16 protein-coding genes and 2 pseudogenes are annotated in these 19284 nt (G+C 60.8%); 9 read left to right on the forward strand and 9 right to left on the reverse strand.

Going from position 1 to position 19284, the window contains the following annotated elements; all coding sequences use genetic code 11:
* Positions 1-343: 343 nt before the first annotated feature.
* Positions 344-2065, reverse strand: a complete 1722-nt coding sequence (locus tag F4827_RS20130; protein WP_183726363.1) for an FAD-dependent oxidoreductase — start codon at positions 2063-2065, stop codon at positions 344-346.
* A gap of 186 nt (positions 2066-2251) precedes the next feature.
* A complete protein-coding gene (locus tag F4827_RS20135) occupies positions 2252-2893 on the reverse strand; it encodes an HD domain-containing protein (RefSeq protein ID WP_183726365.1) in 642 nt (213 codons plus the stop codon).
* Positions 2894-3560: 667 nt separating this feature from the next.
* Between F4827_RS20135 and F4827_RS20140 the strand changes: the two are divergent.
* The 8 genes and pseudogenes from F4827_RS20140 (at position 3561) to F4827_RS20175 (ending at position 12865) form a co-directional block, all read left to right on the forward strand.
* Positions 3561-4078 (forward strand): annotated as a pseudogene (locus F4827_RS20140) (Dps family protein).
* Positions 4079-4187: 109 nt separating this feature from the next.
* Positions 4188-5336: an FAD binding domain-containing protein gene (locus tag F4827_RS20145; protein WP_183726367.1), complete on the forward strand. Its 1149-nt coding sequence runs from the start codon at positions 4188-4190 to the stop codon at positions 5334-5336.
* Between the two features lie 36 nt (positions 5337-5372).
* A complete protein-coding gene (locus tag F4827_RS20150) occupies positions 5373-6587 on the forward strand; it encodes an MFS transporter (protein WP_183726369.1) in 1215 nt (404 codons plus the stop codon).
* 143 nt (positions 6588-6730) lie between these two features.
* A complete protein-coding gene (locus F4827_RS20155) occupies positions 6731-7873 on the forward strand; it encodes an alkene reductase (RefSeq protein WP_183726371.1) in 1143 nt (380 codons plus the stop codon).
* Between the two features lie 75 nt (positions 7874-7948).
* Complete coding sequence (locus F4827_RS20160; protein WP_183726373.1) at positions 7949-9232, forward strand: c-type cytochrome; 1284 nt, start codon at positions 7949-7951, stop codon at positions 9230-9232.
* The gene (locus F4827_RS20165; protein WP_183726375.1) at positions 9229-9741 is read left to right on the forward strand and encodes a (2Fe-2S)-binding protein; all 513 of its coding nucleotides are present in this window, start codon (positions 9229-9231) and stop codon (positions 9739-9741) included. The genes F4827_RS20160 and F4827_RS20165 overlap by 4 nt, the downstream gene beginning before the upstream one ends.
* A complete protein-coding gene (locus tag F4827_RS20170) occupies positions 9738-12002 on the forward strand; it encodes a molybdopterin cofactor-binding domain-containing protein (protein ID WP_183726787.1) in 2265 nt (754 codons plus the stop codon). The genes F4827_RS20165 and F4827_RS20170 overlap by 4 nt, the downstream gene beginning before the upstream one ends.
* 68 nt (positions 12003-12070) lie before the next feature.
* Positions 12071-12865, forward strand: coding sequence for an SDR family NAD(P)-dependent oxidoreductase (locus F4827_RS20175; RefSeq protein ID WP_183726377.1), 795 nt, complete (start codon positions 12071-12073; stop codon positions 12863-12865).
* A gap of 73 nt (positions 12866-12938) precedes the next feature.
* On the opposite strand, the gene F4827_RS20180 is transcribed toward F4827_RS20175, so the two are convergent.
* The 3 genes and pseudogenes from F4827_RS20180 to F4827_RS20190 all read right to left on the reverse strand — a co-directional run.
* Positions 12939-13466 (reverse strand): thioredoxin domain-containing protein, encoded by a 528-nt coding sequence (locus F4827_RS20180; RefSeq protein ID WP_183726379.1) that lies wholly within the window; start codon positions 13464-13466, stop codon positions 12939-12941.
* The gene (locus F4827_RS20185) at positions 13463-13975 is read right to left on the reverse strand and encodes a redoxin domain-containing protein (RefSeq protein ID WP_183726381.1); all 513 of its coding nucleotides are present in this window, start codon (positions 13973-13975) and stop codon (positions 13463-13465) included. Before F4827_RS20185 ends, F4827_RS20180 begins: the two co-directional genes overlap by 4 nt.
* Positions 13976-14334: 359 nt before the next feature.
* Positions 14335-14708, reverse strand: a pseudogene (locus F4827_RS20190) (DDE-type integrase/transposase/recombinase); the annotation flags it as partial.
* 62 nt (positions 14709-14770) lie between these two features.
* Here F4827_RS20190 and F4827_RS20195 point away from each other — a divergent pair.
* On the forward strand, positions 14771-15433 hold the full coding sequence (locus tag F4827_RS20195) for an IS6 family transposase (RefSeq protein WP_409258826.1): 663 nt from the start codon (positions 14771-14773) through the stop codon (positions 15431-15433).
* Between the two features lie 83 nt (positions 15434-15516).
* Here the strand turns inward: F4827_RS20195 and F4827_RS20200 are convergent, their stop codons facing one another.
* The 4 genes from F4827_RS20200 to F4827_RS20215 form a co-directional block, all read right to left on the reverse strand.
* Positions 15517-15861 carry a carboxymuconolactone decarboxylase family protein gene (locus F4827_RS20200; protein WP_028209101.1) on the reverse strand — a complete coding sequence of 115 codons (345 nt, stop codon included), beginning with the start codon at positions 15859-15861 and terminating at the stop codon, positions 15517-15519.
* 459 nt (positions 15862-16320) lie between these two features.
* Positions 16321-16608, reverse strand: coding sequence for a DUF1330 domain-containing protein (locus F4827_RS20205; RefSeq protein ID WP_183726383.1), 288 nt, complete (start codon positions 16606-16608; stop codon positions 16321-16323).
* 332 nt (positions 16609-16940) lie between these two features.
* Positions 16941-17603, reverse strand: coding sequence for a DUF1345 domain-containing protein (locus tag F4827_RS20210; RefSeq protein WP_183726385.1), 663 nt, complete (start codon positions 17601-17603; stop codon positions 16941-16943).
* A gap of 662 nt (positions 17604-18265) precedes the next feature.
* On the reverse strand, positions 18266-19276 hold the full coding sequence (locus F4827_RS20215; RefSeq protein WP_183726387.1) for a zinc-binding alcohol dehydrogenase family protein: 1011 nt from the start codon (positions 19274-19276) through the stop codon (positions 18266-18268).
* Positions 19277-19284: the final 8 nt, after the last annotated feature.

A 19284-nucleotide genomic window follows, 5' to 3' on the forward strand; every position in this document is an offset into this window, starting at 1 on the left:
TGCCCGAAACATTGGCTGGGTTGCATTTCGTCGTATTCTCCGTGCTTATGCTCGTCCACTTTGCAGCCCTTAACAAAAGTGCATAACACCTTCTAGCGAATTCCTCGATCTGAAACCCCGGCTGGACCCGTCGGTGTTGATTACGGAATTGAACGCGGCGGTACAGCAGCGGCGGTGGCAGCTCGACGACCGCTACAGCGAGATGCGCGAAGCAAAACGTATGCCACGGTACGCATGTCGCTGGTGCGCGGCTGACGGTTGGCTGCTCGCGCTGGCCAACCACCGCGGCACATTGAGCCCTCACGCGCGACCTGGACGCAAATCCGGTGCATGACTGATCGTCTCAGGCGGCAGCTGTCGTGAGCTGGCCCAGATAAGCATGAATCTGGCTCACAACGGCAGCACCGTCACCCACAGCCGCAGCCACCCGTTTCGCCGATTCCGAGCGCACGTCGCCCACCGCGAACATGCCTGGCACGCTGGTTTCAAGCGGATACCGCGCACTGGCTTCAGACAAACCGTGCTCGCTGCGAGCAAAACCTGTTGCGACAAAACCGCGGTTATCGAGCTCTACGCCGCTCGATGAGAGCCAATCCGTCGTCGGATCCGCGCCGATAAAAAGAAACAGATGACGCGTGGGAATAACTTCATCCACACCCGCCTCTTCATGGCGGATATGCAATTCAGTGAGCCCGGCTTCGTCGCCTTCGAGTCGGCGTAGCGCGCAGCGTGTGCAAAGCGTCACGTTCGGCAACGAGTTGATGCGGTCGATCAGGTATTTCGACATGCTCGCGTTCAGGTCCGCGCCGCGAATCAGCACGCGGATGCTGCGTGCGAAATTGGCGAGAAACACGACCGCCTGACCGGCGGAGTTACCGCCGCCCATCAGGACGATGTCCAGCCCCTTCACCAGTTTCGCTTCGATCGTCGACGCCCAGTAGTAAGTGCCGCGCCCTTCGAAGCGCTCGAAGCCCGGCACCGTCGGCTTGCGATAAGCGGCTCCGCTCGCGACCACGACTGTCCGCGCGCTGATGCGTTGTCCGTCCAGCAGCGTCAGCAGGAAGACGCCGTCGTGGCGGCTCACGTCCATGACCTTGCCGGGAATCGCCAGATGCGCGCCGAACTTCAGGGCCTGCTGGAACGCGCGCGCAGCGAGCGCCTGACCCGAAATTCCGGTGGGAAATCCCAGATAGTTTTCGATCCGCGCACTGGCGCCGGCCTGCCCGCCAGGCGCACGCTGATCGAACACCGCAACCGACAACCCTTCGGTGGCGGCATACACGGATGCCGCCAGGCCCGCGGGCCCGGCGCCGACGATCGCCACGTCATAGATATGCGACGATTCGAAGGTCGGCACGAGTCCTAGACACGAGGCGAGTTGGGCCTCATCCGGAGCGCGCAGCACAGAGCCGTTCGGACAGAACACCAGCGGAAAATCGGCGGGGCCGGTCGTCATACCGCCCAGCAGCGTAAGCGCCTCGGGATCGGTGCGCGCGTCGATCACCATCGCGGGATAGGCATTGCGACGCAGGAAGCCTTGCAGCCGGATCAGCCGCGCGTCGTCCCCATTGCCGACGATCACCGGTCCCAGACCCTGCTCGATCAATCCAAGCCGCCGCAGAATCAGCGCCCGCATGATGTGCTCGCCGAGTTGCGCATCGGCGACGATCAACGCGCGCAAGCGGTCAGGCTCGATCACGAGCGTCTCGACGTCCGTCAGCGCGATGCCGTCGATCAAGGCCGGTTTGCCGGAGAGTTGCGCCATCTCGGCCATGAAGTGGCCGTCGTCGTGCTCGGTGACGACGGTCGAACGTCCGAAACTATCGCGCGACACGATCCGCACGCGGCCATGGAGCAGCACGAAGAGGCCGAGCGCCGCATGCCCGGTTTCGAAGATCAGTTCGCCAGCCTTGAACGACATCGGCCGGGCGAAGCGTCGCAGGCTCTGGATCTCCGCTGCCGAGAGGCGCGGGTACATCTGGTGCCGGCGGTACTCCAGCGACGAATACGGGACCTCGAGTTCTGAGGGGGTGCTTGTGTCAACGGATAAGTCCGGGGTGCTCATATCATGACCTCTTTAGCCCGTCATCGCGATAGCGGTTGACCGAGAGTGCTGCCTGCTCATCCACCTGAACGCCGAGGCGCGGCATCCACGGCACCGACGCCAGCGTGTAGCCCGCGAGCGAACCACCCGCCACTCACCGCCACTCACCGCCACTCACCGCCACTCGCCGATCCTCTCAAACATCAATCAATTCGGCCACTCCGATCCCAGCACCAGTCCGCAGAAATTCAGGCGTCGATAGTTCGGATCCCAGCGGTCCAGCACGTCGGCATTCACGGTCCCGAATGTCGTCTCGGGACGATGCTCCATGCCGCGCGCGTACGCTTCAATCAACTTCTTCTTGAAACCCGATTCGCGCGGGTAGGCATGTGCGATTTCGTCGCGCTGCTGCGCGGTGAAATCGTCGTAGCGCGCGCCCCGCACGTCCATCTGCACGCCGGCGCTGATAAGCGCGACCAGCGCCAGCAGGTGTTCCGGAATGCCAGGGGTCGTGTGCAATGCGATCCCCACCCAGACCTCTTCGATTTCACGCTCGCCAATGCCGTGCTGGCGCATAAAATCGCGCGCAGCGTTGGCGCCATCCACCTCGAAGCGGTATGGCGACCGCTTGTATCGCGCGTCCAGCCCGACGTTATGAAACATCGCGCCGACATAGAGCAACTCGGCGTCGAATTCCAGATTCTCCCGGTATCCAGTCAGCGCAGCGAACAGAAAAGCCCGCAACGCGTGATGAAACATCAACTCAGACTGCGTCCTGCGGATCAGCTCCGTTGCCGCGCGGGCCATCACGCCATCCGGAATGTCAACGCCGGCAATGGTCTTATTCATGTCATTTCCTCCGTGTCAGCCCCGTACCCAATGCGCCTTCGCGCACATGCCGAACCGAGTGCAGTAAAAGTGACGATCCAAAGCAGCATAGAGAAATAAATCTTTAAAGACTTTGGCGAATTCTTAAAAAACCTGAATCACCCCGTCATTGATTCGAATTCACTGATAGCAGGAGGTCGTGTAAGCGCAGCGCGCTGCCACGCATCCATTTCAGCAAGCCGTCGATCGCTTTGGTTAAATTAGCGGTTGTTGCTACGGCCCGCACGGTATGCAAAATTTTCGTTCGCTCGTGCGACATCGTGCCGAAAAACATTTACGGTTGTAGTCGATTGACGCAACCGCACATGAGTCCGCTTTCAGGCGCTCTTTTGAATTTCTGGCTCCGCGGTGATTTGCATACTTTCCCTGAATAGACATGCTTCCCGTGCTGGCATGGCGTCAGAAATTGCAATCCATGCTATCGACTGGTTTTCGCCGCACTCCCGGAAAGCGCATGAATAGCTCTTGAAAAGAATGCACGCCAGCGGAGCGTCATCAGAAGGCGACCGCAGGTTTTATTTCCTACTCAGAACTTTTCATATTTTCTGCAGGACTTTATCCACGATGCATTCCTAGAATGTACCTGGTTACTCGTACATCAGCTTTCCCCCACTCGAAGGGATCCACCATGAAGGATGTATCGAATGCGCAGGCGCAGCGCGCAGCGCCGTTGAAGACACCAACCCGCCTGACCGAAGAAGCGACCCCCGACATCGCCGCCGCCCTGACCACCCTGCTTGCGAACGTGTTCGCACTGTATCTGAAGACCAGGAATTTCCACTGGCACATGTCAGGGCCTTGCTTGCGCGACTATCACCTGTTGCTCGACGACCAGTCGGAGCAGATCTTCGCGACGACCGATCGGATCGCGGTGCGCGCACGGAAAATCGGCGGCACGACGCTGCACTCACCGGTCAGATCACAAAGCTGCAGCGCATTCTCGATAGCGATGCGGACTTCGTGACGCCGGACGACATGCTGGCCGAGTTGCGTGAAGACAATCTGACGCTCGCGGGCTACATGCGCGAAACGCACTCGCTATGCGGCGAATACAGCAACGTCGCGACGACAAGTCTTCTGGAAGGCTGGATCGACGAAGCGGAGCAACGGGTGTGGTTTTTGTTCGAATCCGGCCGTCGCGCATAGAGCCGGTTGAAAAAGACACAACGCGAGATTGCATTTGCAAGTCATTCGGCAACCTCAACGCAACCGGTAAGCGGTATCCATTAGCTAGAGAGAAGCATCGGAGCACACCATGAAATCGCTCGAGAAACCGCGTGCTGTCGTGATCGGCGGATCGCTCGGCGGACTGCTATCGGCCAATACCCTGCGAGCAGCCGGCTGGGAGGTCGACGTATTCGAAACATCTCCTGGTCAACTCGACAGCCGCGGTGGCGGGGTCGTGCTGCAGCCTGACGTACTGGATGCGCTCCGCTTCGCCGGTGTCGACTTGCCGGACCCGCCAGGCGTGGCATCGGGTCTTCGCATCTATCTTGACCGCGACGACCATGTGATTGAACAGATCTATATGCCACAGATGCAGACCTCATGGAGTCTGTTGTATCGCGCCATGAAAAATGCACTGCCCGCGGAGGCACTCCATACCGGCGAGACCTTTGTCGATTTCCATATGGAAGGTGAGCAGATCGTCGCGCAGTTCGAAAGCGGCCACATTGAGAAGGCGGATTTACTGATCGGCGCGGACGGAATTCGCTCGACCGTCAGGCGACGCCTGATGCCTGAAATCGTGCCGCTCTATGCGGGCTATGTCGCCTGGCGGGGCATCGTCGAGGAACCCGATCTGCCGCGGCATGCGGCAAACGTACTGCGCGACCGCTTCAGCTTTCAGCAAGACGAGGGGCATTCGGGCCTCTGTTATCTGATTCCCGGTGACAACGATTCGACCGTAGCGGGCGAGCGGCGCTGGAACTGGGTGTGGTATCGGAAATACAGCCGCGCGCAACTGGACGAATTGCTGGTTGACCGTCATGGCGTCGCGCGGGAATTTTCGTTGCCGCCCGGCTCGACTAAGAGCGTCGACATCGCCCAGCTTCGGGACGACGCCAAAACATGGCTCGGACCGACGTTTCGCGCACTGGTTGACGCCACCGACGATCCATTCATGCAGCCGATCGTCGACCTGCGTTCGCCAAAGATGGTATTCGGCCGCGCGGTGCTGCTCGGCGACGCCGCATCGGTACCGCGCCCACACACAGCGGGCAGCACCGCCAAGGCGGCGGCCAATGCCCATGCACTGGCGCTGGCATTGTCATCGACATGGCAAAGCGGCGCAAAGATCGATTCAGCCCTCAAGCGTTGGGAAAACCAGCAATTGCAACGCGGCAGGCTGATGACCGATCTGGGCATTTCACTCGGCAACCGCCTGATGAACATCGCACGCTGAGACCACGTTTTCGTTTTCTTACCTTCGGGAGTTGTCATGTCAAACCAAGCATCCGCCGTGACGGGCGGTAGCAGCCCCGTCAAGCTGACGCGCGGTCTAATCGCGCTGTTCGCCTTTTGCTGCGGCGCTATCGTCGCGAACCTCTATTACGCGCAACCCATCACCGAACTGATCGCACCGGACATCCACATGTCCGGCGGCACCGCCAGTCTGATCGTCTCCCTCACGCAGATCGGTTATGCGTTCGGCCTGTTCTTTCTCGTCCCGCTTGGCGACCTGCTGGAAAACCGCAAGCTGATGATCACCACCGCGCTGGTGTCGATCGTCAGTCTCGCCGTCGCGTCGGTCGCACATCAACCGGGCTGCTTCCTTGCCATCTCGCTGCTGGTCGGCTTCAGTTCGGTCGCCGTGCAGATTCTGATCCCCCTCGCCGCCCACCTGGCGCCGGACGAATCGCGTGGCAAAGTGGTCGGAACCATCATGAGTGGCCTGCTGCTCGGCATTCTGCTGTCGCGGCCAATCTCCAGCGTGGTGGCCGGGCATATCGGCTGGCGCGCGGTTTTCGGTTGCGCCGCCGTGCTGATGGCGATCGTCACCGCGGTGCTCGCGCTCACGATTCCGCGCCGCCAGCCGGAGCACAAGGCCACCTACTTCGAACTGATCGGCTCGCTCGGACATCTGGTCCGCACGATGCCGGTGTTGCGCCACCGCTCGTTTTACCAGGGGCTGATGTTCGCTTCCTTCAGTTTGTTCTGGACCGCGATTCCCGTCGAGCTGACCCGTCAATTCGGCCTCACGCAAACCGAGATCGGCATCTTCGCGCTGGTCGGTGCGATCGGCGCGACCTCCGCGCCGGTAGCCGGCCATCTCGCGGACAGAGGCCACACGGTGCGTGCGACATTGATCGCACTGTCAGTGGGCGCGATCGCCTATGCGCCGGCACTCATCCATCCAGCGTGGGGCGTTTTCGGCCTCGTCGCGACGGGCATTGTGCTCGATTTCGGCGTGCAGATGAACATGGTGCTGGGTCAACGCGAGATATACGCGCTGCATGCGGCGAGCCGCAACCGTCTGAACGCGCTTTACATGACGAGCATCTTCGTCGGCGGGGCCTTCGGTTCAGCGCTCGCCAGCCCGCTATACGACCACGGCGGCTGGCCACTGGTCGCCGCCGTGGCCACGGCCTTTCCGCTCGTAGCGCTGGCTCACTACCTCATCGTCGGACGGCCGCAAGCCAAACGCCGCGCCTGACACCCCCCGGATCCCGGACTGCTGCTGTTCGGGCTCTTAACATAATTTCAGCGTGGCTTCAGGAATTCCTGGGCGGTAGGGGATACGCTGAACAGCATAGTCATTCACCTGGACTCCGCTCGATTACTCGCAAAGGAAAAAACATGTCCTCCCTTTCGCCCCTGCTCGACTCTTACAACCTCTCGGGGACGCGCCTGCCGAACCGCGTGGTGATGGCGCCCATGACCCGCTCGCGGGCGCCATCGCAAGGCCGTCCCACGGAAATGATGGCGCAATACTACGTGCAGCGGGCATCGGCGGGTCTGATCATCACGGAAGCAACCAACGTCAGTCCAGCCTCTGCGGCGTTCGAGCTCACACCGGGGATCATCACAGCCGGGCAGATCGACGGGTGGCGTCATATCACAAGCCAGGTACACGCCGCTGGCGGTCGCATATTCATGCAGTTGTGGCACAGCGGGCGCGTCAGTTCGTTCGCGCTGCTCGGGGGCGAGACGCCGCTCTCGCCTTCGGGCGTGAACGACGACCTCGATCAACTTCAGGTGTGGGCCCAATTGCAGAACGGTCATTACACCAAGATCCACGCGACGCCGTCGCGCGCCATGTCGACCGAAGAAGTGAAACTCGCCATCAAGGCCTTCAAAGACGGCGCGGTCAACGCGATAGCGGCCGGTTTCGACGGTGTCGAGGTGCACGCAGCGAACGGCTACCTGCCCCATCAGTTCCTTTCATCGACCACCAACACACGCGATGACCGCTACGGCGGCTCGGTGGCGAACCGCGCCAATTTTCTGCGCGATGTTCTTACGGAGATCGGCTCGGTGCTCTCGCTCGAACGTGTCGGCGTACGCATCTCGCCGTATGCGCATTACAACAATGTGCGCGACGCGGACCCGGACGGCACCTACGACTACGTCGGCAAAATGCTCGGCGAGTTCGGGGTCGCTTACGTTCACGCGGCGGACACGAACGGCTGGAGCGGACAACCGGACCTGCCGCGCATCATTGAACGCATGCGCCGCGTCTTCTCCGGTACGTTGATGGTCAACGGTGGCATATCCGTCGATCACGCCGAGACATTGATCCGCGAAGGCCACGCCGACCTGGTCGCGTTCGCTCGCGCGTACATCGCGAATCCTGACCTCGTGGAGCGCATCGCGACTGGGGCAACGCTCGCGGAGCCAAAGCCTACTGGCTGGTACGGCGGCGGTGCCGCCGGCTATATCGACTATCCATTTCAAAGTACCGCGGGCCAAAGCCTGCAAGCGGGCGCGAGGCAAGCTTGATGCCATTCGCAATTCAAGCGCTCGGCTTCGTACGCGCCGCTCCTTCGATCGAGGACTTCTATGATAGATGCGCGAATGACTCGCAAATCTAGATGGCTGATAGCTGGCGGCGTGGTCATTGCCGCCGCGCTAATCATCTCATTCCTGCTGATGTGGAAACCCGCAATTGCGCCGGTCAGTCCTCCCGCTCCCACGTCGTTCGACGCGCGAACGCGACTCGCGGGCGCGCGAGTCGTCGCGCTGGGCGACTGTATTGTGTGTCACACGGCGAAGGGCGGCAAGCCGTTCGCCGGGGGCCTGCCGCTCGCCACGCCATTCGGCACCATCTATGCAACCAACATCACCCCCGATGTCGGCACGGGTATCGGCGACTGGTCGCTCGAAGCGTTTACCCGAGCGTTGCGTTACGGCGTCGCCCGCGACGGCCATCTGCTGTATCCGGCGTTTCCGTACATTCACTTCACGCGCATGTCCGATCCAGACATCTCAGCGGCGTACGCGTATCTGATGACACGCGAGCCGGTCAAGGCGACCGCACCCGCCAACGACCTGATTTTCCCGCTGAATTTCCGGCCTTTGCTCGGCTTCTGGAACGTGCTCTTCCTGCACCCCGGCGCACAGCAGCCGGACGCATCGAAGGATACTGAGTGGAACCGCGGCAAGCTGCTGGTAGATGGTCTTGGACACTGCGCGTCGTGTCATTCGCCGCTCAATCTGATCGGCGGCGAGAAATCGGGACATGCATTCGACGGCGGTATCGTCGACGGTTGGGAAGCGCCTGCGCTCAATGCGCTCGGCGCGGCGCCCAAACCATGGACCCGGGAACAGCTCGTGACATACCTGCGCACCGGCCGTGCCGGCGAGCACGGCGCGGCAGCCGGCCCGATGCTACCCGTCACGCGCGATCTTGCCACCGTGCCCGAAGAAGACGTGCAGGCGATCGCCACTTATGTACTGTCGATCCAGAAAGCGCAGCCCGGCGCCACTCACGCTACTGGGTCAGCGGTTGACAGCACATCACCCGAGGTGCAACGCGGCGCGACTTTGTTCGCCGCATCCTGCGCGCAATGTCACGGTCCTGACGCCCCGATGCAGTCGATTGGTGAGCGACCCACGCTTGCGTTCAGCACAGCCGTCAATGCCGCCACGCCGCGCAACGCGATCCAGATGATGTTAATCGGGAACGGCTGGCACGGAGAAGACAGCATGAACTACATGCCGGCTTTCAACCAGATCTATAACGACCAGCAGATCGCCGATCTAGCGTCATACATTCGCGCGACGTATTCGCAGCGCGGCGCGTGGCAAGACATCGAGGCTATGGCAGCCAAGCTCAGAAAGGAGGACGACGCGCGATGATCAATTTAACCGTCAATGGTGTACAGCACGCGCTGGACATCGATCCTTCAACCCCACTGCTTTACGCGCTGCGCAACGACCTGCAATTGCATGGCGCGAAGTTCGGCTGCGGCCTCGGACAGTGCGGCGCGTGCACCGTGATCGTGGATGGCGAGGCCACATTTTCGTGCCTGATTCCGGTCTCGTCGATCGGCAAGCGGCCCGTACGCACGATCGAAAGTCTCGGCACAATCGAGCATCCCGGTCCGCTGCAACAGGCGTTCATCAAACACCAGGCGGTGCAATGCGGTTATTGCATCGCCGGCATGATCATGCGCGCGCAGGCGTTGCTCGACCTGAATCCACGCCCCTCCGAGCGCGAACTGCTCGAACATATGGAACCGAACCTTTGCCGTTGCGGCACGCACACCCGCATTCTCGCTGCGATCCGCGAAGTCGCCCATCTGCCGGCGAGCGATGCCGGGGCAGCGGGGGCTCAAAGCGCCGCCAACCCGGGAGCTGCGTCATGACCGTCCAGGATCAAGAGATCAACGAAGGACGCCGACGCTTCCTGCTCTCGGGCGCCCTCGTAGTCAGCTTCAGCATGTTTCCCGGCGTCAGCGCGATGGCGCAGGAAGTGATCGCGGACGAAGGCGCTGCGGTGCACATCGGCAAAGCGACCGAGGCGCTCTCCGGCAGTCTTAAGACAAACCCGTATCTCGATTCGTGGATCAAGATCGATCGGGACGGCAAAGTGACGGTCTACACCGGCAAGGTAGAACTGGGGACAGGCGTGCGGACTGCATTGTTGCAGATCGCCGCCGAAGAGTTGGACATGGCGCCTTCGTTGATCACGTTCCTGACCGCCGACACAGGCGCCTCGCCGGACGAAGGGCTCACCGCGGGCAGCCACACGATCGCCGACAGCGGCAGCGCATTGCTGAACGCATCGGCTCAGGTACGGGGCCTATTGGTCGACGCAGCGGCCAGACACTTTGGCGTCGCCAGCGCTGTATTGAGCGCGCACAACGCGGTTATCAAGGCGCCGGATGGTCGCAGTATGACCTACGGTGAGGCGGTGAGCCTCGTCGATCTGCATCGCGTGGCCTCGCCGGCCTCGCCGTTGAAAAAGCCCGCGACGTTTGACGTGATCGGCACATCGTTACCGCGCGTGGACATTCCTCGCAAGGTGACAGGCGGCGTAAGTTACGTTCAGGACATGTTGATGCCGGGCATGGTGCACGCCCGCGTGGTGATGCCGCCCGTCTACGAGGCGCGCTTGCTGCAGACAAATACGGCCGACATTCTGAAGATGCCAGGCGTGGTCAAGGTGGTTAGAAACGGCAGCATGCTGGCGGTAGTCGCCAAAGGCGAGTGGCAGGCGGTGCAGGCTCAACGTGCGCTCACATCCGGAAGCCAATGGACGGCCGGGCGCACGCTGCCCGATCCCGCCAACGTGCATCGCGATCTAAAGGTGATCTCCACCGAACACATCGAGATCGCCAATACGCACAACGCAACCGGCACGGCCGTGAAAACGCTCGGCGCGAAATACACCAAGCGCTACATGATGCACGGTTCGATTGGGCCCTCTTGCGCAATCGCTCTGTTCAAAGACGGCGCTCTGACAGTCTGGACCCATTCGCAAGGCGTCTATCCGCTGCGCGACGGGCTGGCGGAAATGCTGTCAATGCCAAAAGACAAGATACGCTGCATCCATGTTGAAGGGTCAGGCTGCTACGGTCACAACGGCGCGGACGACGTCGCCGCGCATGCCGCATTGATCGCGTGCGACATGGAGGGCCAACCTGTCCGTGTGCAATGGATGCGCGAACAGGAACATACGTGGGACCACTACACGCCCGCGATGGTCACGGAAGTGAACGCTTCACTCGACGCGAACGGCAGCATCGTCGACTGGAACTATGCGCTGTGGAGCAGCTCGCATAACGAACGCATCGTCAATGCCGGCCGGCTCATTCCAGCGCAGATGCTGGAAAAACCGTTCACGCCGGCACCGTCGGTGCCGATGCTTCAGCCCGAAGGCGGCGGCGATCGCAACGCGATTCCGTTGTACGCGTTGCCGAACATGCGCGTGATGAACAACTTCTCGCCGACCATGCCGCTGCATACCTCCGCAATGCGCTCGCTCGGCGCGCACATGAACATCTACACGATCGAGACGTTCATGGACGAACTGGCCGCCGCCGCTGGCGTCGATCCCGTTGCGTTCCGGCTGAAGCACATGCAGGATCCGCGTGCCCGCGAGGTGATCCAGCTCGCCGCCGAGAAATTCGGCTGGCCGCGTCCGCCACGCAAACGCAATCACGGCGTCGGCTTTGCATTCGCCAAGTACAAGAACCTTATGGCTTACGTCGCGCTCGCGGTCGAGGTTTCCGTCGTGCCCGAAACAGGTCAGGTCGTTCTCGAACAAGCTGTGGCCGCAGTGGACTCTGGACAGATCGTCAATCCAGACGGCATCCGCAACCAGATCGAAGGCGGGGTGATTCAATCGGCGAGCTGGACGCTCTACGAAGAATTGCAGTTCGACACGAAGAGGATCCGCAGCTTCGACTGGAGCAGCTATCCAATCCTGCGTTTCTCGGCTGCGCCCTCCAGCATCGACGTGCATCTGATCAATCGCCCCGGCGCCCCCTTTCTCGGCGCCGCGGAAGCGTCAATGGGCCCGACCGCGGGCGCGCTCGGCAATGCACTGTTCGACGCGACCGGCAAGCGCCTGCGCGACTTTCCATTGGCTGGCGCCAGCCTGCGCCGGCAGATCGACGTTTAGCGAGCAAGCGAAGCTATCATCCGCATAGGGCTGTTGGTGCGGAATATTTTCCTTTCAGGAGCAAGCCTATGGTCATCGACCTATCCGGAAAAACCGCCATCGTCAGCGCCTCCACGGCGGGTATCGGGCTCGCCATTGCGACGGGCATCGCCGCTGCAGGCGCAGAAACCATCATCAACGGGCGCAAGCGGGAAGCGGTGGACCTCGCCATCGCAGCCATTCTGAAGACGGTCCCCAAAGCGAAGCTGCAAGGCTTCGACGCCGACCTCGGCACGCCCGAGGGCTGCGCCGCACTCTCCAAAGCCGTACCTCGCACGGACATTCTCGTGAACAACCTGGGTGTGTTCGGCCCCGGCGACATTTTCTCCACAGACGACGCCGACTGGGAGCGCTACTTTCAGATCAACGTGATGTCGGGCGTGCGGCTCACGCGCAGCTATCTGCGCGGGATGATGGAACGCAAGTGGGGGCGCGTCGTCTTCATTTCGTCGGAATCGGGTCTGAATATCCCGGCGGATATGCTTGCTTATGGCTTTTCGAAGACTGCACAGTTGAGCATCGCGCGCGGCATCGCCAAGCAGGCGGCTGGCACCGGCGTGACAGTAAATGCCATATTGCCGGGACCAACCTTGTCAGACGGTTTCCGCGCAATGGTGGAAGAAACGGCGAAGGCGCAGGGAAAGACCGTCGAGCAGGTCGGCATCGAGTTTGTGCGCGAGCATCGCCGTAGTTCGATTATTCAGCGGCCGGCCACCACAGAAGAAATCGCAAACATGGTTGTGTATGCGTGCTCGCCACAGGCTTCGGCGACCACCGGTGCGGCACTTCGCGTGGATGGCGGCGTCGTCGATACTATTGCCTGACTGGTTACCACCACCCTTAAAAAACGGGCGGCAAGGTCAAACGACCTCTGCCGCCCGTTTTCTATCGACGCATTCACGCGGAGCGAGTGGCAGCGCGCAGCGCCTTGACCAGACTTTCGAGGTCGCGGTCGCCGTCATACCGGTGTCCGTTGATGAATAAGGTTGGCGTGCCGTTCACGCCGCTTCGCAGACCACCGTCGAAGTCTTTCTGAATGTGCTCGTCATATCTTCCTTCGAAAGCCGTGGCAAGGTCGCGGGTGTGTAGATCAAGCTGCGCCGCATATTGCATCAACTCCCTGTCGCTCAATGCTGCCTGATTTTCGTACAGGATGTCGTGCGCTTCCCAGAATTTTCCGACGGTGGCGGCCGCCTCGGAAAACTCTGCGGCGTGAAGCGCATGTACGTGGAGGTCCGTCAACGGAAAGTGCCGGAAGACGAATCGAAGCTGGGCTCCCATTGCGCGCTGTGCGGCCTTGATTACGCCGTACATCGACCCGCAATAAGGGCATTCGAAATCACCGTATTCGACCAATGTCACGGGCACGTCAGCTGGGCCCTGGATGTGGTCGGAGGCTCCAACGGGAGGATAGAGATGGCTCATGGCGTGTCCTGTTTAGCGGAAGTGCTCATTTTCTCAAGGGCACCGAGTATTCCGTCGACGCCCGGATTCACGGTGACGGGGGAAACATAGGCCCACTGAACGACGCCCTCTCCGTCAAGGACGAACAATGCACGCTCGCAGACACCCTCGGTCGTACGGTAGACCCCATAGCTCGTCGCAACGGCGCCTTTCGGCTCGAAATCGGCCAGCAACGGAAAATGGAATTTGCGTTCGGTCGCATAGGCTGCGTGCGACCACGCGCTATCGACAGAGATGGCGATGAGTTGCGCGCCGAAGCGGCGGAACTCAGCGAGTGCGGCGTTGAACAGGCCCAGTTCATCGCCGCAAACGGGACTCCAGTCCGCCGGATAGAACGCAATAATCACTGGCGCGCCGCGCAGCTCGGAGAGCGCCATTTTCTGGTCGGGCGTGACGTGCAACGTAAAGTCCGGCGCCAACGTGCCAGCTTCAAGCACGGGAGGCGCGGATCGGGCAGGCAAGGCGGTCATGTCAGGTACTCTCCTATAAAATCGCGCTGCGCCACTGCTTCACAGCGGCTAATCATGCTTCAGCAGCAGAATAGGCTGGATAGCACTGATAGAACAGTTATGCATTGGCATTGGCCGATCACGACAAGGAAGGTCCGATCCATACCTTCGTATATAGCAAGGTTCGGGGGCCGGAATCGCAAAGCACTCACCGGGATCATCTGATTCAATCCTGACGAGTCGCATGGGCGATCTGCTGTGGATTGAACTCGGGCCAGGCTGGTTCAGCCCGCTGCAACCCGATCACGCACTCACGCCTGCCGGAGTTTTGTCGCGATAAGGATGGCGGGCTGATCACGACTCCATATACATAGGATTGCTTAAATCGCCAGCGCGTTGAATTGCGCGACTCCCGTGCGTTCGTGGCCGTCGTCTTTCATCTGGCCTTTGCGAATCATATGCATGATCTCGTTGCCCGAGAGGATGATGCGCGCACACCGAAAATTCTTGAAGCCCATCATTGGCCTGATGATACGTTTGACGAGGCGGTGGTCCTGCTCGATGATGTTAATCAGAAATTTTTTCTGGCGGATCTTGATCGGCCTCTCGGGTCCGGCGTTGAGGGTCTCGAACGCAGCCAGATTCCCTCACTTTTGTCGATCGTCACTTTCTCTGGCGCGCCGTTGTGATCGAAAGATTTTTCGAAATACCGTCGAGCTGCGGCCTTGTCACGATGAGCCCGCGGCAGGAGATCGGGTTGTGTCGAATTAGCGCGGGGACGCAAGAATGCGCATCTGACGAACCTGCACTGACCCGATGATGAAGAAGGCACCCACACCACGAACGGCCCTTGCCCCAGGCATTGCGAAGGTTCTGAAACAACTGCACTGTCCGCTCGATGTCATGCTGATGTGCGTGCGCTGGTATGTGGCCTATGGGCTGAGCCTGCGAAATCTGGCAGAGATGATGGCCGAGCCGTGGATTGAGGTTCATCATTCGACCGTATACCGATGGGACATGAAGCTGTTGCCAGTACTGGAGAAAGCCTTTCGCCTGCGCAAGCGGCCGGCTGGCAAGAGCTGGAGGATGGACGAGATGCACATCCGCGTCAATGGCGAATGGCGATATCTCTACCGGGCCGTCGACAAGAACGGTAATACCGTTGACTTTCTGCGGCGCGCCCATCGTGACAAGGTTGCGGCGCGGCGATACTTTGAGAAAGCGATCGAAGCGATCGATGCTGATCGTGAAACGCCCATCAAGATCCGCCGGTGCAAATATCTCAACAACTTGGTCGAGCAGAATTTTCGGGTGATCAAGCGACGCACGCGTCCCATGCCGGGGTTCAGGAATTTTCGCTGTGCCCGGATCTTGCTGGCCGGCATCGAACTAATGCCTATGATCGCCAAAGGGCAAATGCAGTGTGCTCACGGAACCCATCCGTCCGCCGACGATCAATTCTATGACCTCGTAACATAAACACAACTTCGCATATCGATCTCGTTCGTTTCTTGATCCTTACCGCGACAAAACCTTAATGGCAGCAGCGCGCCTGCGAAGCATCAGGACGACGAGGTCATCAGGGCATAGGCGTCCATGACTCTCGACGAATAGACGAGCGCCGCGCCGGCGTTGACGGCTATCGCTACGCCGAGCGCCTCCGCAATCTCCTCCTGCGTGGCACCATGCTTCACGGCAGCATCGGTGTGCACGGTAATGCAGCCGTCGCACTGACGCGTAACGGCAACGGCCAGAGCGATCAACTCCCTCGTCTTTGCATCTAGTTTCCCCGTCTTGCCGCCTGCGCCGCCAAGCAACTGATAACCTCGAAGCGTGTCCGGACTGAGCTTGCCGATAGACCCGATGCGGGTCATCAATTGCTGCTGATAGGCCTTCCAGTCGAGCATCATGATTGTCCTCCTCCATCAGTCAAAGGCAACGGCGCCCGCCGCCACCTTGCATTGCGGCGCATTGGGCCCACGCCGCGCATCCGGAAACCGTCACCGGCTGACCCGCGTTATCCAGGCATTCGGAAATGGCGTCATTACAGCGAGTGCCACATCCCGTCACAAACCTTGCAGGACTGAAAGCGCGCTTGCCACCGAACTTTTTCCTGGCGGCGGCAGCGAATCCTCTCGCTGCGCTCGTGCGGCGATTTTGAAGTATTGGTGATGGATGTACCGGCGGCGGCAATCGGACCTTGGTCCAATGTTCGTCTTGCATCACCAGGTGGGCACTCACCCAATCGATGTTCAAGGCAGCTCGCGTCACCTGTGCGTCCAGACGAAACGCAAACGCTCTCCGGCCGCGTCAGTCGTGGGTCCAAGGTCCGCTGAACTCCACGCGCCGAGCGTCGCTGCCTTTTCTCACACGCCTTCGACGAGAACTGCGCGATAGCGCGCGCCCTTGAATCGGTGCTGCGCGACCTCCTGATACGCCGGGCTGTCGTACCACGAACGCGCGGCCGCTGTCGACGGAAACTCCACGATCACGACCCCCTCTGGCGCGTCGCCCTCCAGGACCTGCTGAGGTCCGTAGGCAGCGAGAATCTTGACAGGATGACCTTTGAAGGTCTCGCCCACCTTGCTTTGATAGACGTCGAGCTCACCTTGATCCTGCGTGCTTTCCCTTGTGAAGACAATATAAGTTGCCATGACGTGCGCTCCCGCGACGGTGTAAAGGACCACATGATGATGCCACGAAACCGCGTTGGGCCTCCATACGCAGCGTCGGCGCGGATGTCGACCCGTTACTTCGGCGAGAGCCCCCCCCTAAAGCGTGCATCGGCACGCTCCCTCCCCGGCTGGGCGGCACGGAAAATGGCCGCAGTTAAGCCTCGGCGTGTACCGGTTTGGCACGGATGGACCGACGAGGTTCGAGTCCGCGTCTAGTGGCCGCGCAGCTTGGGCGACACCTGCGTCGCAACTATCATTCAGGCACGCGCGCGGCGTTCGCGCAATCGTCCGAGCACCGCGCGAGGACGGTGTCATGAGCCCAGCAGCCCTGCTGCGATGTTCACGCACAAGCCGAGCACGGCGACGTTAAAGTAGAACGAAAGGATCGATTGAGCGAGCGTTGCGCGGCGAATTTCGCGCGAGCGTAGCACGACGTCCGAGGTCTGCGACGCAACCGCGATCGTGAACGAGTAGTAGAGGAAATCCCGGTAGTTCGGCAGTAAATGGTGGTCGGGGAACTTCAAGGCTGTTTCCTGGGCGTCGGTGTCGTAGTAGAGCCGCGCGTAGTGGAGCGTGAAGATTGTCGGAATCAAAAACCATCCTCCCATCAACGTCAGACCGGTCAGCAGGTAGTGCGATACGATCGACGCGCCTCCCGCACCCTTCGCCGAGGCGAGCTCTAGAATGATCGCGGCGATGCTTGCGACCGTCGCCATACAGCTTGCGAAAAGCACGACGCCCGCGTTTTCGTCGTCGCGTATCGCGTATTCGCGCGCGCGATGTTCCCCGGTGTGGGCCATATGTACCCAGATCATGATCAGATAGCTCCAGACGGCCGCGTCCCAACCGAGCAGTGTGCGCGCTAGCGGACTCGTATGGCCGCGTACGAGGAGCGCGACGACGACGCCGATCGCGAGGCCGCTCATCGTGCGGGGACGATTGCGTAGAAGCTGCGGATAGTATTTGATGAACATGAGACTCGATGCACGATTCTTCGCAGCGGCCTTACCCGCCGCTTTCAGTAGACAGTCGATTGCGCCGCCGCGGTCATCGTCTTGCGGCACCTTCGCCAAATGAATCAGCTACCGACTTTCAGGTGGGCAGCCACTGCGCCAGGCCGTGGCAAGTCACACGAGGAGAAATAGGGCGGCCGGAATGATCTTCCAGCTATCGACGTTCGAGTAGAACGCAGGCTGCGTGGTGCCTGTGCTGGCAAAGCCGACGGTCTTCTGTAGCGAACGAGACGCAGCTTTACCAGCATCAACGCAGCATCAACGGGTCGAACGAATGGCCTTGCAGAAGCCAATTGTTATGTGCATCGACGATCCGGACGTGGACATCAGCGAGTTGTTTTTGTTTGGGGTGGCTGCATGGTGTTTTGCCACTCGCCGTCCGGCTGCTGGCAGATGTGGATGAGTGAGCGTCACCTGGCGGCGCAATGTCCACACCATGCTCGCTGACGCAGCACAGTAGAACTGCTTGCCGACAGATGCGCAGACATGTCTGCCTGACCAATACTGACGAACGCCCGAGCTCTTTCCAGCCGAAAGGCCGGCAACAGTTACGGTGATCCCTTCGCCCCTTGGAAGCATCCATGCCACGGTGCTGGTGGCTTTCTTAAAGTAGCCTCAAAATCTCAAAAGCCGGACAGCACGATCTTGCCGCGCGCCTTGCCGCTCTCGATCAAGGCATGGGCGCGGCGCAGATTGGCCGCATTGATGGTGCCGAAATGCTCCGCCAGCGTCGTGCGCAGCACGCCAGCGTCGACCAGCTCGGCGACCCGGACCAGAATATTGTGCTGCTCGATCATGTCCGGGGTCTGGTACATCGAGCGGGTGTACATCAATTCCCAGTGCAGCGAGATGCTCTTGGGCTTGAGGATCGGCACGTCGAGCGACACGGGGTCATCGATCAGCCCCAGCTTGCCCTGCGGCGCCAGCATCCCGGCGATTTCGACCAGGTGCTTGTCGGTATGGGTCAGGCTCGCCACGTAATCGACCCCGTCAATGCCAAGGCCGCGCAACTGCTCCGGCATCGGCTTCGTGTGGTCGATCACATGGTGCGCGCCGAGCTCGCGCACCCACTCCCGTGTTTCCGGCCGCGATGCGGTGGCCACCACGGTCAGGCCGGTCAGCTGGCGCGCCAGCTGGATCATTATCGAGCCGACGCCGCCGGCGCCGCCAATGACCAGCAGCATCCCGATTGGGTCATTGCCTTCGCGCACTTGCAAACGGTCGAAAAGCAACTCCCACGCCGTAACCGAGGTCAGCGGCAACGCGGCCGCTTCCTCGAAGCTAAGGCTCTTCGGCATCGGACCGACGATGCGCTCGTCGACCAGGTGCAGCTCGCTGTTGGTGCCCGCCCGTAACAGCGAACCGGCGTACATGACGCGATCGCCGGGCTTGAACAAGGTGACTTTGTCGCCCACGGCGCGCACCACACCGGACGCATCCCAGCCCAGCACCTTTGGTACCACTGGGGGCGGCAGCACACCGCCACGGATCTTGGTATCGACCGGGTTCACCGAGACCGAATGCACTTCCACCAACAAATCGTACGCGGTTGGCTCAGCCTCGGGCAACGTGGTGTCGGTCAGGGCATCCGGCGAACCGAGCGGGACCGACTCGTTATAGACAACAGCTTTCATAGGTACTC

The organism is Paraburkholderia bannensis (assembly GCF_014200455.1).
In the GTDB taxonomy this organism is placed as follows: Bacteria; Pseudomonadota; Gammaproteobacteria; order Burkholderiales; family Burkholderiaceae; genus Paraburkholderia; species Paraburkholderia bannensis_A.

Bases quoted from the DNA above. Each gene is read 5' to 3' on its own strand.
- F4827_RS20170 (WP_183726787.1), top strand. From the start codon at position 9,738: ATGACCGTCCAGGATCAAGAGATCAACGAAGGACGCCGACGCTTCCTG.
- F4827_RS20160 (WP_183726373.1), top strand. From the start codon at position 7,949: ATGACTCGCAAATCTAGATGGCTGATAGCTGGCGGCGTGGTCATTGCC.
- F4827_RS20205 (WP_183726383.1), bottom strand. From the start codon at position 16,608: ATGGCAACTTATATTGTCTTCACAAGGGAAAGCACGCAGGATCAAGGT.
- F4827_RS20175 (WP_183726377.1), top strand. From the start codon at position 12,071: ATGGTCATCGACCTATCCGGAAAAACCGCCATCGTCAGCGCCTCCACG.
- F4827_RS20210 (WP_183726385.1), bottom strand. From the start codon at position 17,603: ATGTTCATCAAATACTATCCGCAGCTTCTACGCAATCGTCCCCGCACG.
- F4827_RS20155 (WP_183726371.1), top strand. From the start codon at position 6,731: ATGTCCTCCCTTTCGCCCCTGCTCGACTCTTACAACCTCTCGGGGACG.
- F4827_RS20165 (WP_183726375.1), top strand. From the start codon at position 9,229: ATGATCAATTTAACCGTCAATGGTGTACAGCACGCGCTGGACATCGAT.
- F4827_RS20145 (WP_183726367.1), top strand. From the start codon at position 4,188: ATGAAATCGCTCGAGAAACCGCGTGCTGTCGTGATCGGCGGATCGCTC.
- F4827_RS20185 (WP_183726381.1), bottom strand. From the start codon at position 13,975: ATGACCGCCTTGCCTGCCCGATCCGCGCCTCCCGTGCTTGAAGCTGGC.
- F4827_RS20215 (WP_183726387.1), bottom strand. From the start codon at position 19,276: ATGAAAGCTGTTGTCTATAACGAGTCGGTCCCGCTCGGTTCGCCGGAT.
- F4827_RS20130 (WP_183726363.1), bottom strand. From the start codon at position 2,065: ATGAGCACCCCGGACTTATCCGTTGACACAAGCACCCCCTCAGAACTC.
- F4827_RS20150 (WP_183726369.1), top strand. From the start codon at position 5,373: ATGTCAAACCAAGCATCCGCCGTGACGGGCGGTAGCAGCCCCGTCAAG.
- F4827_RS20200 (WP_028209101.1), bottom strand. From the start codon at position 15,861: ATGCTCGACTGGAAGGCCTATCAGCAGCAATTGATGACCCGCATCGGG.
- F4827_RS20180 (WP_183726379.1), bottom strand. From the start codon at position 13,466: ATGAGCCATCTCTATCCTCCCGTTGGAGCCTCCGACCACATCCAGGGC.
- F4827_RS20135 (WP_183726365.1), bottom strand. From the start codon at position 2,893: ATGAATAAGACCATTGCCGGCGTTGACATTCCGGATGGCGTGATGGCC.
- F4827_RS20195 (WP_409258826.1), top strand. From the start codon at position 14,771: ATGATGAAGAAGGCACCCACACCACGAACGGCCCTTGCCCCAGGCATT.